At 55.8% G+C, this 16342-nt stretch carries 15 protein-coding genes and 1 pseudogene; 12 read left to right on the top strand and 4 right to left on the bottom strand.

Translation table 11 applies throughout. The features are described from left to right. Nucleotides 1-121: 121 nt before the first annotated feature. Nucleotides 122-1744: a phosphodiester glycosidase family protein gene (locus ABC395_RS18905; protein WP_413005455.1), complete on the top strand. Its 1623-nt coding sequence runs from the start codon at nucleotides 122-124 to the stop codon at nucleotides 1742-1744. Nucleotides 1745-2163: 419 nt separating this feature from the next. On the opposite strand, the gene namA is transcribed toward ABC395_RS18905, so the two are convergent. The 4 genes from namA to ABC395_RS18885 form a co-directional block, all read right to left on the bottom strand. Then, complete coding sequence (gene namA / locus ABC395_RS18900; RefSeq protein WP_413005454.1) at nucleotides 2164-3174, bottom strand: NADPH dehydrogenase NamA; 1011 nt, start codon at nucleotides 3172-3174, stop codon at nucleotides 2164-2166. Nucleotides 3175-3262: 88 nt separating this feature from the next. Then, a complete protein-coding gene (locus tag ABC395_RS18895; RefSeq protein WP_413005452.1) occupies nucleotides 3263-4009 on the bottom strand; it encodes an amino acid ABC transporter ATP-binding protein in 747 nt (248 codons plus the stop codon). A gap of 9 nt (nucleotides 4010-4018) precedes the next feature. Next, a complete protein-coding gene (locus tag ABC395_RS18890; RefSeq protein WP_103993414.1) occupies nucleotides 4019-4696 on the bottom strand; it encodes an amino acid ABC transporter permease in 678 nt (225 codons plus the stop codon). A gap of 31 nt (nucleotides 4697-4727) precedes the next feature. Continuing rightward, entirely contained in the window at nucleotides 4728-5570 is an 843-nt protein-coding gene (locus ABC395_RS18885) for an amino acid ABC transporter substrate-binding protein (protein WP_413005450.1), read from the bottom strand. Between the two features lie 101 nt (nucleotides 5571-5671). On the opposite strand from ABC395_RS18885, the gene ABC395_RS18880 reads away from it, so the two are divergent. The 11 genes and pseudogenes from ABC395_RS18880 to ABC395_RS18830 all read left to right on the top strand — a co-directional run bounded on the left by ABC395_RS18880 (nucleotide 5672) and on the right by ABC395_RS18830 (nucleotide 16229). Further along, nucleotides 5672-6067, top strand: a complete 396-nt coding sequence (locus ABC395_RS18880; RefSeq protein ID WP_413005449.1) for a YvaD family protein — start codon at nucleotides 5672-5674, stop codon at nucleotides 6065-6067. Nucleotides 6068-6531: 464 nt separating this feature from the next. Next, on the top strand, nucleotides 6532-7548 hold the full coding sequence (locus tag ABC395_RS18875; RefSeq protein ID WP_413005447.1) for an NAD-dependent epimerase/dehydratase family protein: 1017 nt from the start codon (nucleotides 6532-6534) through the stop codon (nucleotides 7546-7548). Between the two features lie 2 nt (nucleotides 7549-7550). Further along, on the top strand, nucleotides 7551-8621 hold the full coding sequence (locus ABC395_RS18870) for a dihydrodipicolinate synthase family protein (protein WP_413005446.1): 1071 nt from the start codon (nucleotides 7551-7553) through the stop codon (nucleotides 8619-8621). Nucleotides 8622-9315: 694 nt separating this feature from the next. Further along, the gene (gene sdaAB / locus ABC395_RS18865) at nucleotides 9316-9996 is read left to right on the top strand and encodes an L-serine ammonia-lyase, iron-sulfur-dependent subunit beta (protein WP_413005444.1); all 681 of its coding nucleotides are present in this window, start codon (nucleotides 9316-9318) and stop codon (nucleotides 9994-9996) included. Then, entirely contained in the window at nucleotides 9993-10880 is an 888-nt protein-coding gene (sdaAA, locus tag ABC395_RS18860; protein ID WP_413005442.1) for an L-serine ammonia-lyase, iron-sulfur-dependent, subunit alpha, read from the top strand. Before sdaAB ends, sdaAA begins: the two co-directional genes overlap by 4 nt. Nucleotides 10881-11348: 468 nt before the next feature. After that, complete coding sequence (locus tag ABC395_RS18855; RefSeq protein WP_413005440.1) at nucleotides 11349-12278, top strand: ADP-ribosylglycohydrolase family protein; 930 nt, start codon at nucleotides 11349-11351, stop codon at nucleotides 12276-12278. Nucleotides 12279-12498: 220 nt separating this feature from the next. Next, a complete protein-coding gene (locus ABC395_RS18850) occupies nucleotides 12499-13212 on the top strand; it encodes a hypothetical protein (protein WP_413005439.1) in 714 nt (237 codons plus the stop codon). A gap of 119 nt (nucleotides 13213-13331) precedes the next feature. Beyond that, nucleotides 13332-13535: pseudogene (locus ABC395_RS18845) on the top strand (SRPBCC domain-containing protein); the annotation flags it as partial. A 148-nt stretch (nucleotides 13536-13683) separates the two neighbouring features. Beyond that, on the top strand, nucleotides 13684-14283 hold the full coding sequence (locus ABC395_RS18840) for an excalibur calcium-binding domain-containing protein (protein ID WP_413005437.1): 600 nt from the start codon (nucleotides 13684-13686) through the stop codon (nucleotides 14281-14283). Nucleotides 14284-14854: 571 nt separating this feature from the next. Further along, nucleotides 14855-15556 (top strand): RNA polymerase sporulation sigma factor SigK, encoded by a 702-nt coding sequence (sigK, locus tag ABC395_RS18835; RefSeq protein ID WP_103993426.1) that lies wholly within the window; start codon nucleotides 14855-14857, stop codon nucleotides 15554-15556. A gap of 154 nt (nucleotides 15557-15710) precedes the next feature. After that, nucleotides 15711-16229, top strand: a complete 519-nt coding sequence (locus ABC395_RS18830; RefSeq protein ID WP_413005435.1) for a DUF2569 domain-containing protein — start codon at nucleotides 15711-15713, stop codon at nucleotides 16227-16229. The last annotated feature ends 113 nt before the right edge of the window (nucleotides 16230-16342 follow it).

Here is a 16342-nt window from a genome sequence, read left to right as displayed (position 1 = left end):
AAGGGCTGATTCGGGGAGGAATCCGGCGGGTCCGGCGGCGAATTTAATTCGGCAGGAGCGGACGCTGGTTGACGGTTCAACCAGACGGGGCCGGAATCCAAAGTCAAAGGAGACATGCAGCATGAGACGCGGTCTGTATATAGGGGGATACGCTTTTTCGCGGTTAGGCGGGCGCAAAAGTTTAACGAAAAGCGCCGGTAAACGGAATGAGCTTCGTACAACTAGTGCCGGAGCGGAAGTAATGAATGAGGGGGACCGCCGGAAGGGGCTTTGGCTGAAAGCCGTGTATGCTGGAGCCGGAGGAGCTCTGCGGACCGGAGCGGCTGCGCTGCTGATCGGAGGCGTATTGCTTGCGGCGGGTCCCGTCCGCCAAGCTCTTGCCGACGATGCGGTTACAAGCGGAAGCAGGCAAATCAGCGCCGGAGGGAAAAGCTTCGCCGTGAAATGGGTGCGCGTCGATGTGACGGACCCTTACCTGGAGGTTGTGCCCGTTACGGCCTCACGCGGCATCGGGTATGACGAGAGCTTCTCGTCGATGATCGCAAGAACGGGAGCGGTCGCCGCGGTGAACGGGACTTTTTTCAACGCCTATGAAAAAGACGCCTCCATCCGGTACCCGAACGGCCTTATGCTGAAGGACGGGGAATTGCTGCATTCCGGGGAGAATCAGTCCCTGATTGTCGATGCGGACAAAACGGTGGATATCCGGAAACTCAAGATGTCCTATACGATTACGGCGACTCACGGCGGGAAGGACTATACGTTTTCTCCGTGGGGAACGAATAAGGATTACGGCGATTCCCAGCCCGATCAAGTGGTCTGGTTTACGCCCGAATACAAAGCCGCCGTCAGCAAAAGCGGGACGACGAAAGTGGTTGTGCGGGACGGCGTAATTACGGCCATTACAACCGGCGCCGTTTATGTGCCGTATGACGGGTACGTTTGTCTGATCGGCAACAGTTCCAACAACAGAAACAATCTGCTTCCTCACCTAAATGTGGGCGACACCGTCAAAGCGAAGCTGGAAGTGACGGAGAACGGCCAGCGCGTTCAGGGAGCGGATCTCTGGCAGAGCGCCACGGGGGTCGGCCCCAAGCTCGTAACCGGCGGCAGAGTGGATATCGACCCCGCGCGGGACGGATTTTCCGATCCGAAAATTACGAAGAGTGCGGCCATGCGCAGTTTTGTAGGCGCGGATGCCCAGGGCAGGCTCGTCATGGGAACGGTAAACGGCGCCACCATGAACGATCTCGCACAGATCGCGCTTGCGATGGGCTTGACCGATGCGATGAACATGGACGGCGGGGCCAGCTCGGGTCTGTACGCCAACGGAAGCATGCTGACGACCCCGGGACGGGCTCTGAGCAACGCGCTTGTGGTGAAGAGACACTCGACCCCGCAGGTGCAGGTGGCGGTAAACGGGCAGCTTTCGGCCGGCTTCAAGGGCTTTATCGGCGGGGAGACCACGATGGTTCCCATGCGTCCGCTGCTGAACGCGATGAATACCGAATACAAGTGGGACAACGCCGCGCATTCCCTGACGCTGAAAAAGGGGACCGTGGAGATGGTGATGACCGTCGGCAGCTACTATATCCGAGTCAACGGGACGGATCATTGGGTGCCTGCGGCGCCGCAGCTGCTGGATAATTACTTGTACGTGCCTTTGCGTTTTACGGCCGAGAAGATCGGGGCGGAGGTCAAGTGGAATCAGAGCTTGTACCGGGCCGATATTGTGCTGCCTTGAGGCTGTAAGATGAGGTCCCTGCCGGGAGGCGGGGGCTTTTGTTTGTGGCTTCACCCGGGCGGTTCGCCGGAATTCGGGTTGCCGCGGCAGGTCGGGTGGAAGGAGTCGAAGGCAGCGTAGAGGGAGCGGGAGGCGTCCGTGGGGATGCGCGGAGAGCGCAGATGCAGCACAACGGATGCTCCGTGGGCAAATGGATAGTGTATTGCGGCGATAGAGCCCGTGGACGTGGGGGCAGCATGAGGCGACCGTGGGATGCACGGGCAACGCAGTGCAGTGGCAGCATTCGTGGGCATGCAGGTAGCGTAAGCGCAGCGTTAGCGGTAGTGAGCGTGGGGGATGCGCAGCGCGCTCGCACACAAAAAAGCCGGCCCGGCAGACGGACTCGTATGAGTCCCCCTGCCGGGCCGGCTTATGTGGCCTTACCAGGCGCGCGCGTACTGCTTCGGGGTAAACGCAGGCTCGATTCCGAGCTCGCGTGCCGCCGTGCGGGGCCAGTACGGATCTCTCAGCAGTTCACGGCCGATAAAGATGAGATCGGCCTGTCCGCGCTGGAGAATATCCTCGGCCTGCTTGCCGCCCGTAATAAGACCCACGGCCCCTGTCGGAATGACGGCCGTGTTCTTGATCTGGTCGGCCAGGGTCACCTGATAGCCCGGGTAGACGTCGATCTTGGCGGGAACGATGCCGCCGGAGGAGCAGTCGATCAGATCAACGCCCTGCTCCTTCATGAGGGAGGCAAAGAACGCGTAATCCTGAATGGTATTCCCGTTCGGATCATACTCTTCCGCCGAGACGCGGACGAAGAGCGGGCCGTCCCACTGCTCCTTGACGGCGTTAATGATCTCCTGCAGGAAGCGGTAGCGGTTCTGTCTGCTTCCGCCATATTCATCGGTCCGGTGATTGCACAGGGGCGAAAGGAATTCGCTGATGAGGTAGCCGTGAGCGCCGTGAATCTCAATCACGTCGAACCCGGCCGTTTTCGCTCTCCGGGCCGCGTCGGCAAACGCCCGGACAGTCTCTGAAATCTGCGCCGTCGTCATTTCTTCGGGCGTCTTGGAGCCGGGAAAAGCGATGGCGGACGGAGCGACGATCGGCCCGTCCAGCTCCGCTTTGCGCCCGGCATGTGCGATCTGGATGCCCGCCTTCGATCCGTGGCTGTGGATAAGCCCTGCGAGCTCGCGCAGTCCCTCGACGTGGCTGTCGCTCCAGATGCCGAGATCCTGGGGGGAGATGCGGCCCTGCTCCGTGACGGCGGAAGCTTCGAGAACGAGGAGACCGACGCCTCCGACCGCTCTGGAAGAGTAATGGGTCCGGTGCCAGTCGGTCACTTTGCCGTCCCGGTTTTCGCAAGAATACATGCACATCGGCGACATGACGATCCGGTTGGGAAGGGTAACGTTCCCGATAGTAAACGGTTCGAACAATTTCATGAGAAATCCCGCCTTTCCGACAAATTTATGTACGCTGCTCGTTCCATTATACGCCTCCATGCACGCTCCGATCAAAAAACAGCGGAGGCTAGCCTCCGGAAATGCGGTGCAGAAAGCGCTGAGTCCGCTCATGGGACGGCGAGTCCAGCACCTGCGCGGGAGGACCTTCCTCGACAATGATCCCGCCGTCCACGAACACGATACGGTCCGCCACGTCGCGGGCGAACTTCATTTCGTGGGTGACGATAACCATCGTCATTCCGTCCCGGGCGAGCTGCCGGATGACCTCAAGGACGTCTCCCACGAGCTCGGGATCGAGCGCCGAGGTCGGCTCGTCGAACAGCAGGACGAGCGGGTTCATTGCCATGGCTCGGGCGATTCCGACGCGCTGCTGCTGGCCGCCGGACAGCTGATGGGGATAAAGCCCCGCCTTATCGCCAAGCCCTACCTTGGCGAGCAACTCCTGCGCCTTATCCCGCGCTTCGGCGGCCCGCTTGCCCTGTACCGTGACGGGTCCCTCCATAACGTTAGCCAGCGCGGTCATATGGGGGAACAGCTCGTACGACTGGAACACCATGCCCGTCTGCCTGCGCAGGGTCAGGATGTCCTGAGAAGACGGCTTCCCGCCGCCGGTAAAGTCAAGTCCGGCATCGCCGATCCGAAGCGAACCCGCATCCGGCACTTCCAGGAGGTTGATGCAGCGGAGAAGTGTCGTCTTGCCCGAACCTGACGGGCCGATAACGACGACCGTTTCGCCCCGGGCTATGTTCAGGCTGATGCCGCGAAGCACTTCCTGAGACTGAAACTGTTTTTTCAGGTGGGAGAGTTCGATCATAAGGGCCTCCTATCTGGCGGCGTAACGGTCGAAGCGCCGTTCCAGCAGCCGCTGGGCATACGTGAGTACCGTGCTGAACAGCAAATACAGCAGTGCCGCCTCGCAGTAGAGCAGCATAGGCTCGTAATATACCGCCGTCCTCTGCTGGGCGATCTGGAACAGCTCCGTCAGCGTAATCGTGGCCGCAAGCGACGTGTCCTTCACCAGGGAAATGAAGGAATTGGACAACGGGGGAACCGAAACTCTTGCGGCCTGGGGCAGAACAATCCGGCGCAAAGCCTGCCTGCGGGTCATGCCGATGGAATAGGCGGCTTCCCATTGTCCTCTGGAAATGGACAAAATGGCCGCGCGGATAATTTCGGAGCTGTACGCGCCGACGCTAAGCGTGAAAGCGAACACGGCGGCCGGGAACGCATCGATGGTCCAGCCGAGGCTGGGCAGGCCGTAATAGATGATGAACAGCTGCACGAGAAGCGGGGTTCCACGGATGATCCAGACATAGAATGCCGCGATGCCCGCCAGGAGCCTCCAGCGCGAGAGCCTTGCCAAGGCTGTCGCGAACGCGAGGGCCAGACCGAGCGCAAAGGAGATCAGCGTCAAGGTGACCGTGTACTGCAGTCCCGCTTTCAGCATCGGCCAAAGAGATTCCATAAAAATTTGAAGCAGCCGTTCGCTGCGCTCGGACATACGTTCTCAACCCCGTTTCGTCATGTGCTTGTTACTTGGACACGTCCGTTCCGAACCATTTGTTCGAAATGTTCAGGTAAGTGCCGTCCTGCTTCATGGAAGCAAGCGCTTCGTTGACCGCCTTCACCAGATCGGTATTGTTTTTGTTAAAAAGGAAAGCGCTTTGGGACGCTTCCGTCGTTTCCGCGACAACCTTGATCGGCGCATCGGGCTTTTGCTTTTTGAAATCGAGGTAGGACAGGTTATCATTGATGGTCGCGTCGATACGTTTGGAAATGAGGAGCTCGATCGCCTGGTTGAATCCTTCGATCGTGACGATTTCCGCACCGTTCTTCCTGGCGATATCCGCGAGGTTGCTGGTGAGGGACTGTCCGGACTTTTTGCCTTTCAGGTCCGCGAGTTTCGTAATGTCCTTGTTGTCTTCGCGCACGATAAGAACCGCTTTGGAGACGATGTAGGGATCTGAAAAATCGTATTTTTCTTTGCGGTCCTCGCGGATAGAAACCTCATTGGCTACGAGGTCGAAGCGTTTGGCATCCAGTCCGGCCAGCATGCCGTTCCAGTTCGTTTCCTGAAACTCCGCCCGGACGCCGAGTCTTTTCGCCACTTCTTCCGCGAGTTCCACGTCAAATCCGGTCAGTTTGCCGGACTTGTCATGGAACGTGAAAGGCGCGTAAGTCCCTTCCGTGCCGATGCGGATTTTTCCGCTCGATTTGACCGCGTCCAACGCGCCAGCTCCGGCGGAAGGAGTGGCGGCGCCGGGCGAAGCGGATGGAGACGGTGCGGGGGAAGCGGTTTTGCCGCATCCGCCGAGCAGCAGGGTACAGGCGAATAGGGCGGTAAGAGCGAAGCCGCCTTTGCGCAGAGATTTCATTTGTCTATGCCTCCAGTAACTTGTTATATTTTGTATAGGTTTCCTTAACCGCTCGGAATTATGAATGAGATTTCCAAAAGTTTCGTCACGGAGGTTGCATCATGAAAGGACTTAAGCCGTTTTTTTTCGTTACGGATATCGGATTTATCGTGTATTGGCTGGTTACGTTTTTCCATCTGCTTCCGGACAGCATGCTGTTCAAAGATTATGACAATCCCGTCATCACCGCCTGGAACTGGTCATTTTTTCCTCTGGATCTTCTTATTTCGTTCACGGGGCTGCTCAGTTTGTATCTTCAGAAGAAAAAGAGGGCGGCATGGCGCAGCTGGGCGCTCATTTCTCTGGTCCTGACGTTCTGCTCGGGTTTACAGGCGATCGCATTCTGGGGATTCAGCGGCGATTTCGACGCGGCATGGTGGGCCTTCAACTTGTATTTGATGATTTATCCGCTGTTCTTTCTGCGGTGCTTTATCGCGCGGGAGCCGTCTTCGGCGTAAGCGGGCGGTAAAGAATGAAGCAGACATGGCAAAGCCCCCGGATCTTAGCCGGAGGGCTTTTTTTGGCTGTCGATAAGGAAGACGTTAAAAAGCGGATACGGAAAGAGGAAGCTTTTCTGTACCTTCAAAAAAAGAATTATTCAGGCCGGTGCCGGCAACGAATTTGGGACGTATTCGAGGCGGATTTTTAGACCGATGCGGAATGGTATGTCTTTAAATGGCAGATATAGTTTTCTGATCTAATTGGGTGTAAATCCCCGGTTATGGCTCCTCAATAGCTGAAAATGTTGGTTTATGCAGGCTTTAAAATTTTTTGATCCGGTTCGCTCTCCCGAAGCATGCACATTTCGGTTAATGATTTAAAGACAAATTATCGTATGTATTAGACGTTTTAAAGACCTTGTCTTTATATCGTGTGCCATGAAATACTTGAATTATCTTGGAAAGCAAAAGGGGAGACTTCTATGAAAACCGTTCAAGACCTGGAAGCAAAACTGGCGCAGCCGTCGAAGGCGCTTATCAACGATATCGCGAAGCTGGACGGGGACATCATGCTCCTCGGTATCGGGGGGAAGATGGGACCGAGCCTGGCGAGACTGGCGATGAATGCCATTAAAGAAGCGGGAGTGGACAAAAAAGTATTCGGAGCTTCCCGGTTCTCCTCCGGAGGCTTGCGTGAAGAACTGGAAGCGGACGGGGTCAAAACGTTTGCCGCGGACCTTCTTGACGACGAACAGCTCCGGGGACTTCCGGACGTGAAAAATATCATTTACATGGCGGGCAACAAATTCGGAACGACAGGCAACGAGCATTTTACGTGGGCGATGAATTCGTATTTGCCTGGGCGCGTAGCCGAGAAGTACCGGGATTCGAGATTCGTCGTGTTTTCTACGGGGAACGTTTATCCGATTACCCCGGTTCATCTGGGGGGCGCCACGGAAAGCACACCGCCCGCATCCGTCGGGGAATACGGTCAGTCCAGTCTGGGACGCGAGCGGGTGTTCACGTACTTTTCGCACAAATACAACATTCCGATGGCGATCTACCGGTTGAATTACGCCATTGATATGCGCTACGGGGTGCTGCTGGAAATCGCCAAATCCGTCAAAGCGGGCAAGCCGATCGACATTACGATGGGGCACGCCAACGTGATCTGGCAGGGAGACGCGAACGAAATCGCTATCCGCTGCCTCCATCATTGCAGCACGCCGCCGCAGGTGTTTAACGTCACGGGGCCCGAGACGCTGTCGCTGCGCTGGGTCGCAAACGAATTCGGCAGCAGGCTCGGAGTCGAGCCGATTTTTGAGGGAAGCGAATCGGATACGGCGCTGCTGAGCAATTCATCGAAAGCGAGCCAAACGTTCGGTTATCCGAAAGTGTCTGTTCTGCAAATGATCGACTGGATTGCGGAATGGGTTGAGGCGGACGGCCATACGTGGAACAAACCGACCCATTTTCAGGAGAGAGAGGGGAAATTCTGATCATGGCAGCCCGTAAAAACTTAAGTCCCGAAATGCTGGCCGCGCTGCATGACGGCGTGGCGATTCCCGCCCATCCTCTCGCGCTCGACGAGAACAGACAGTTCGATGAAAAGCATCAACGGGCGCTGACCCGCTACTATATCGCATCGGGCGCGGGCGGAATCGCCGTCGGCGTCCATTCCACCCAGTTCGAGATCCGCGACAAGGAGGTCGGCCTGTTGGAGCCGGTTCTGCGTCTTGCGGCCGAGGAGGTGGAGAAGGCGGAGCTCCGGCGTCCTTTTTTCAAAATCGCGGGAATCTGCGGTCCCACGGAACTGGCGGTCCGGGAGGCGGAGCTTGCCGTAAAGCTTGGTTATGATATCGGATTGCTGAGCATGGGCGGCTTGACCGGATACGACGAAGCTCAAATTCTGGAGCGGACCCGCGCTGTCGCCGAGCTTATTCCGGTGTTCGGGTTTTATCTTCAGCCGTCGGTCGGCGGGCGGATTTTCAGCTTCGATTTCTGGAGGCGGTTCGTGGACATTCCCGGCGTTGTGGCGATCAAAATGGCTCCGTTCAACCGTTATCAGACGATTGACGTCGTACGGGCGGTCTGCTGCTCGGAGCGTAGGGACGAGATCGCGCTGTATACGGGCAACGACGACAACATCGTCGCGGACCTGCTGACGACTTACCGCTTTCAGGTGGACGGAATGCCGGTGGAGAAAAAAATCGTCGGCGGATTGCTGGGGCACTGGGCCGTCTGGACGCATAAAGCGGTAGAGCTGCTGGAAGCGGTCAAAAAAGTGCGGGACAACCGCGATATTCCGGCGGAATGGCTGACGCGTAACCTGGAGGTGACGGATGCGAACGCGGCGTTTTTCGATCCCGCCCATCATTTCGAAGGCTGTATTCCGGGTATCCACGAGGTGCTGCGGAGACAGGGGCTTTTGCAGGGCCGCTGGTGCCTTAACCCGCGTGAAGAGCTCTCTCCGGGACAAATGGAGGAAATCGACCGCGTTTACCGGGATTATCCTCATTTGAACGACGACGCGTTCGTAAAGGCGCATCTTAGCGAGTGGCTCGCCGACTAAGGGGAGCAGGAGGCGGATGCCCGGAGGCCGAGCTGGCCGGTCGGACCGGACGGACCGCTCGGCAGAAACTGCAGAAGTAGCAGAACTGCAGAAACCGGAACAACCGGAACAACCGGAAAAACCGGAAAACGGGAAAAACCGGAAAAACCGGAAAAACCGGAAAAACCGGAAAACCGAAAAAACCGAAAAACCGCAGAAACCGGAAAAACCGGAACAACCGCAGAAATACTAGGCGCTTTCCCGGTATATAAAAGCATGAATAGGCACATGTCTATAAGCGGGTGAACGTGATCCGGGCTTCCGTATGCTTCTGACAATTACCCGGCTGCGTCCTTGCTTTATATGGCCGTTCCTCCCGCCGCATCCCGCACTTTCTTCCGCGTCCTTCCGCCGGTGTGCGGGCAGCTCTGTCATAGGAAGGTTACCAGCCGGATTCCGGGAAAGCTATCGGCCAGGTAATCTTCCGGACCATCATCTCCGCAAACGGTTCAACCATCCCCCTTAGGCCAACAGCTACCCGGGATTGCAAAATGTGCGGCCCGTTACAGGATCCGGCAGTTGAATAGAGACGAGAATCGCAATAGAATAGGAATTAGGTGCTGGTCAATTAATTTGCCGGATCAGCCCTGCCGAGCGGAAAGGCGTGTAAACGCTACCGCCCTGCTAAAATGATGACGACAGGGAGGAATACCGGGTGCGGTTTAAAGATGTTTTTTCGATTATCGGACCTTCGATGATCGGCCCATCAAGCTCCCATACGGCCGGAGCCATCCGCCTTGGGCGTGTGGCCAGGCAGCTATTCGGTCAGCAGCCGGAGAAAGCCGAGCTGACTTTTTACGGGTCTTTTGCCGATACGTACCGCGGCCACGGGACAGATCTGGCGATTGTCGGCGGCCTGCTGGATTATGAAACGGACAACAGCCGGATTCCGGATTCGCTGGAGGATGCGGAAGCGGCGGGAGTCGAAATCGTTTTTCATACAAGCAAAGGGCTGACCGTTCATCCGAATACAGCGAAAATCGTTCTCTATGCCGGAGGCCAGGAAATGAGCATGGTCGGGGCATCGATAGGCGGGGGCAATATCGAAATACTCGGGATTAACCAATTCGACCTGAAATTTACGGGGGAATTTCCGACGCTGGTCGTTTCTCACCATGACCGGCCCGGAATGATCGCCGATATAACCGCCGTTTTGCAGAAACACCGCATAAATATCGGATATATGGATCTGGACCGCAAAGGCCGCGACGGCGACGCCATGACGGTGATTGAAGCGGATTCCGTGATTACGGATGAGCTGATCGGAGAGATTTTGCAGCTGAGCGAAGTAGACGGAGTGAAGATCGTGGATCTGAAGGAAAGAGGGCAATCATGAGATTTCGGACGCTAAAAGAACTGGCGGAAATCTGCACGGCCGAGAACAAATCGATTTCCGAGTTTATGCTGGAGGAACAGGCGAAAGAATCCGGCCGCAGCACGGAGCAGGAATTCGGCAAGATGGCCGATTACTACAAGATTATGAAGGAAGCTGTGCAAAAAGGTCTCACCGAGGACACGACGTCCCGCAGCGGACTGACCGGCATGGACGCCCAGCGCGTCATGAGCTATATGTCCGGTTCCGTTCCGTCCGTGGGCGAGGAAGCGTGCCGGGCGATGGCCTATGCGCTTGCGGTGTCCGAAGTGAACGCGTCCATGGGCCGCGTTATCGCGACACCGACCGCAGGCTCCTGCGGCATCATCCCCGGCGTGTTCGTCAGCGCCCAGCAGCGGTTCGGCTGGGAAGACGACCACCTGGTGATGGGCCTCTTCAGCGCCGGCGCCATCGGCTACATCATCGCGAACAACTCGTTCGTGTCCGGCGCCGAGGGAGGCTGCCAGGCCGAGGTCGGTTCCGCCATCGGAATGGCGGCGGGCGCGATGGTCGAGCTGCGTGGCGGAACGCCCGCACAGGCGGTGCACGCAGTCGGCCTGGCGCTGAAAAACACGCTCGGGCTCATCTGCGATCCCGTCGGCGGCCTCGTGGAGATTCCATGCATCGTCCGCAACGGCTTCGGCGCCGTCAATGCGCTGGCCGCTGCGGACATGGCCCTTGCCGGCGTGCGCAGCGCGATTCCGTCCGACGAAGTCATCCAGGTGATGTACGAGGCCGGGTCCGCTATGCCCGAGAAGTACAGGGAAACGGCCAAGGGCGGTCTGGCCCAGACGCCGACCGGCAAGAAAATGATGCAGGAGCTGAAGCTCAGCCGCAAACGTACTTAGTGAGCGCTGAGAGGGGCGTAAGTCCTGTTTCAATAGAGGCTCGTCAAGCACGGAGCCGTCTCTGCCTACAGGGGACGAAAGTAGTACACTTCGCGCATGGCGGATCACTGTAATGCCGGGTCTCGCCGCACGCTGGAGACTCGTATGGTTGCGGCACAGACGCGCCCGGACTGCCGGGCGCGTCTTTTTTATATATGTGCGGAAGCGAAAATGAGCATCGTCCTGTCTTCTCCACCGTGGTGCCGCAAGACGTTGGTTACCCGCATTGGAACTGTGTGCAATACGCTGCAAGACGGCGGCTACCCGCACCGGAACTGCGCGCGATGTGCGGCAAGACGGCGGTAGCCCGCACCGGAACTGCACGCGATGCGCCGCGTTCCACAGGGCTTGTTTTAGGGTGTAGAAAGGAAAACAGCCGCCCGCTGAAGAATTTTAATACATACAACTATGCTGGGAGGCTGAAACGTTATGGAACTAACCCTGGATCGTTATCACGGCTGTCTGGCCGGTCTCGCCGCGGGCGATGCGCTGGGGACGGCTGTGGAATTCAGCAGGCCGGGGTCGTTCAAACCCCTTCTCGATATGGTCGGCGGTGGAGTTTTCGGCTTGCAGCCGGGTCAATGGACCGACGATACGTCGATGGCGCTGTGTCTGGCGGAAAGCCTGCTGGCGGCAGGCGGTTTCGACCCCGCCGACCAGATGAGCCGCTATGTAAGGTGGTTCAGAGAAGGATACATGAGCAGCACGGGCTCGTGCTTCGATATCGGAAACGCGACGCGGGAAGCGCTGCTGCTCTTCGAGCGCACGGGCGAGCCCTTCAGCGGCTCGCTCGACCCATACTCCGCCGGCAACGGCTCCATTATGAGGCTGGCTCCCGTGCCGATGTTCTATGCCGCCGATCCGGCGGCTGCCGTCCGCTTCGCGGTGCAGAGCTCCCGCACGACCCACGGCACGGCGGAATGCCTGCAGGCGTGCGGGCTGCTCGCCTGCTATCTCCTCGGGGGCCTGCACGGCCGGAGCAAAGCGGAGCTCCTGGAGCCGGGCGCTTACCGCGAATGGCTGGAGGCGGCCGGGCTGGAGCTGTCCGGCGGCATCGCCGAAATTCTCGGCGGCTCTTACCGGCGTAAGGAGCCGCCGGAGATCAAGGGCTCCGGCTATGTCGTCCAGTCGCTGGAAGCCGCCTTGTGGGCTTTTGACAAGTCCTCAAGCTTTGAGGAGGGCGCGCTTCTGGCCGTTAATCTCGGTGACGACGCCGATACGACGGGAGCCGTTTACGGGCAGATTGCCGGAGCCTATTACGGCTATGGCGGCATACCGGAATCGTGGCGGGAAAAGCTGACCATGCGCGGGAAGATCGAAGAGATCGCGCGGAATTTGCACGGTTTGCAGCGTGCTTAACGCCTGCTTTTGTGTCCATAAGCGGACGCGGATGAACCCTGAGCGCAGCACCGGTATCAACCGAATTTGACAAGGTAAAAAAAGAAGCCGTTCCGGGCTTCTTTTCTTTTTCCCGATGCGCGAAAAGAATGGACGATCCGTGCAAAATTTTTCCTCTAAAACGAACCGGATTCTGCTATACTAAGGGTCTTGAAACTACACGGGAGGCTGTATCTTTTTTATGTGGAATTCGATTGGGATGGTAAGTTTACTCGGTTGTGTCGCTTTGTTTGTATGGGCCGTTGTCGCCGTTATCCGGCAAAACGGCAAAGCCAAAAAGATTTTTATGGGATCCGGAGCCTGTTTCGTGCTGATGATCGTGGGCGCGGTAAATGCCGGACCCGAGAAGCCTTTGAACGTGCCGGTATCGACGCCTGCCGGTGCCAAAGCGCCGTCAGCGGATCAGGATCCCGTTACCACTCCCGGCCAGGGAACGCAGCAGGGCGGATCGCTTGCCGATGAAGAACGGGAAGACGATGCCGATGGAGATACTACGGTTATCGTACCGTATAAGACGGCAAAGCCGACCATGACGCCCAGACCGACCTTGACACCTAAGCCGACAGCAAAAACATCGCCTGCACCGACCGTATCGCCGACGATTAAACCGGGGGCATCGAATACGCCGAAACCGACGGCTACGAACACGTCAAAACCGACGGCGCCGCCAACGGCAAAACCGGGAGCCACGCTCTCGCCCAAGCCGGCCGCCTCTCCTTCGTCTAAGCCTGGGGTTTCCGCATCGCCGAAACCGACGACCGCGCCGAAGCCGACGGTAAAGCGGACTGCAAAGCCGGAAACGACCGCCAAGCCGACTCCGACGCCCGCGACCAAACCGTCAACACCTTCGCCGCCTTCTACGCCGAAACCGACTCCCAAGACTTCCAAGGGGTGAAGATGGCATTATTGGGACATCAGCGGGGGCAAGAGGACTGACTTTTCTATGAAACTCTCTCTTTTTATTGAGGGAGTTTTTAATTTATTTTCTACAGGAATCTTCGTAAACAATGCGTGTCAGAATCCCGGCATATTACGAAATGGTCCTTTGCTTCTGATGACTGGCATGCACCCAAAGCGGAAAATGATTTAAGAGTCGGCGGAAAATTTGTCACAAGAATGGAAGCCAAAGATGGAAGCTTCGGATTTGAATTCGGCGGAGAATATGATGAAATTAGAATAAATGAACACATTTCGTACACGCTCGAAGACGGTTTAAAAAATAATGGTACAAGTTAACGATCAATGAAGTCCCTTCATAATAAGGAGGGTCTTTTTTTATTAATCCTTTATATTTTAACTGGTAGGAAAATAGTGGTAAGGGGCATATAATGGATCTTATGAACTTTAAGGGGGAAACAAGAGAGTTATGTGGGATGCACTTGGCGTCATTGGTTTATTGGGTTTTGTCGTTATGTTCGTATGGGCGGTCGTCTCGTTGTTCAAAAGAAATGGCAAGGCTAAAAAGTTGTTCACAGGCTCGCTTGCGCTGTTTATCGTTATGATTATCGGGGCAGGAAATACGGGGAGCACGAAGCAGCCTCTTTCAGGCCCTCAGTCTACTCCTGCATCTGTAGCAGTGACTCCTACACCTGCAGCGACCGTGGTGCCTACGATTATACCAGCTGCTACAGCGACACCGGAACCGACACCAGCAGCTACTGCAACACCGGTACCGACGGCAACACCGTCACCTACGCCGGAGCCGACACCTGAGCCTGTCAAAGCTGCGCCGGCCCCTACACCTGAACCGGTCAAAGCTGCACCGAAGCCAACATCGGCCCCGACACCTAAGCCGGCAACACCGAAACCGACTGCAAAGCCTAAGGCAGAGCCCAAGCAGAGCAGCGTGTACTTTAAAAACTGTTCGGAAGCAAAAGCGGCCGGAGCGGCGCCGATTTATGAGGGAGAGCCGGGTTACAGTTCGAAATTAGACCGCGATGGTGACGGAGTCGCTTGCGAGAGATAGAAGAAAGGGTCCTCGATGAGGACCCTTTTTTAACCTTGTTTTAGGAAGGGAGTTCGCTCTCTTCCTCCAGATTTTCTCTTATAAGGGTTTCGAAAAATTGAGTTTCCGTGAGTCTCCCGTTATGGAAAGCTCGAGCATTCTCTGTTGTTCCCGCTATGGATTGATTAAGCATATCACCGAAAATGAAATCAGTAGTTCCCAGAGAAATTGCTTGCTTTGCTAGGGTATAACCTCATTTAAGCGTATTTTTCCAGTCCGCGAAATAGTGTTATTTTGTCGAAAACGGATAGCAATACGAATCTTCCGGTTAGCTGCACTACTGTCATAAATATTGAGAACCTCATGCACTACGCTACAATCAATGGGTTTGGAGACAATTTTTCCAACAGACAAGGAAGGCAATGAGTTTACTTGTATAGGATAGACATAGACTAACGGTTTCCACCCCTCTAAAACCTTCCCCCTCAATTCCGCCCGTACAGGCACAATTAGGCACCTGCCCTCATACAATGAGAAGACCGCAGCCGTTAATCCATGGTTGGTACGGGAATTGGAGCAGGAGGTGTCCTCTTTGCCAGGATTGTTTAGCGCCATTGCCTTTTTCATCAAAGAACTGACTCTACTGGTGTCGTATGTCAAAAACAACGCGTTCCCGCAGCCCCTCACCGAGGCGGATGAGAGCAAGTATTTGCAAAAAATGGCGGAAGGCGACGCCCACGCCCGCAATTTGCTCATCGAACATAATCTTCGGCTTGTTGCACATATCGTCAAGAAGTTTGACAACACCGGTGAGGATCTGGAAGATCTCATTTCGATCGGAACGATCGGCCTCATCAAAGCGATCGAGAGCTTTTCCCCGACCAAAGGGACGAAGCTGGCGACATTTGCGGCGAGATGTATAGAGAACGAGATCCTGATGCATTTACGTTCCCTGAAAAAGACAAGAAAAGACGTTTCTCTACACGATCCGATAGGAACCGACAAGGAAGGTAACGAAATTACATTAATCGATATACTCGGTACGGAAGCGGACGACGTGGTCGATAAGGTGCAGTTGAAGATCGAGAAAAGCAAGATTTACCGGAACCTGGATATTTTGGACGAACGTGAAAAAGAAGTGGTGGTCGGACGCTTCGGTCTGGAACATGGCGGTGAAGAGCGGACTCAGCGGGAAATTGCAAAGGAATTGGGTATATCACGGAGCTATGTGTCACGCATCGAGAAGCGTGCGCTGATGAAGCTGTATCACGAGTTTTACAAAGCGAAGCGGTAAAAGGAAGTTATCCGTCCCAAAACCCCCCTCAATTTGAGGGTTTTTTTATTTCGATTTCTTTATCGTTTTCGACAAAATAGGCCCTTACTCAATGAACACAAAATATGCTTGAATGAACGGGGAAGCAAATTTCAGGAAAAGAGCGGATCGAAATATGGAGCCTTTTGTCAGAGAGTTAAACGTCAATAACGAAAAAGAAGTTTACGAGGGCGATTATGGGGGAGCGGGGATATCGGGATTTGGCGGTTGGCTGATTGTGTTTTCGATCGGATTAATTCTTACGTTTATTTCCGCCGTCTACAGCTTAGTCGATTACCTCTGGCCTATGTACGAGTCGGGCGAAGCGGCCGTTTATTTCAGTGACTATCCCGCACTGGGGGCGGCCATCTTGGTGGAGACGGTTTCGCATCTGTTCTATGCGGTAGTTCCGGTCGTTCTGGGCTATTTATGTTACAAACGGAAGCGGCTTTTCAAAACGATGTCCATCACTTTTTTGCTGGCGAGCCTGGGGCTTTCGGGCCTTGCTTATCTCGCTTACTCATTCGTCTCTGAAGCGGCTCCCGATTTTATGGACGGGGCTTTGAGGGATTTAATAAAGACCGGGATCACCTGTGTGATATGGACGTTGTATTTTGTGAAATCGGAGCGTGTGAGAAATACATATACCGTTTAACAGACCCAACGAAATTTCATCCCATATTTATGGCCGTGTATGACCCCTGACAATTTGTCAGGGGGTTTTTGTTTTCGTTTCCGAATCGCGGCAATTTTACGTATCTATACGTA

It is taken from the genome of Paenibacillus canaveralius (assembly GCF_047238265.1).
GTDB lineage: Bacteria > Bacillota > Bacilli > Paenibacillales > NBRC-103111 > Paenibacillus_F.
The sequence above is the reverse complement of the archived record's forward strand: the minus strand, read 5'-3'. Positions and strand labels throughout refer to the sequence as shown.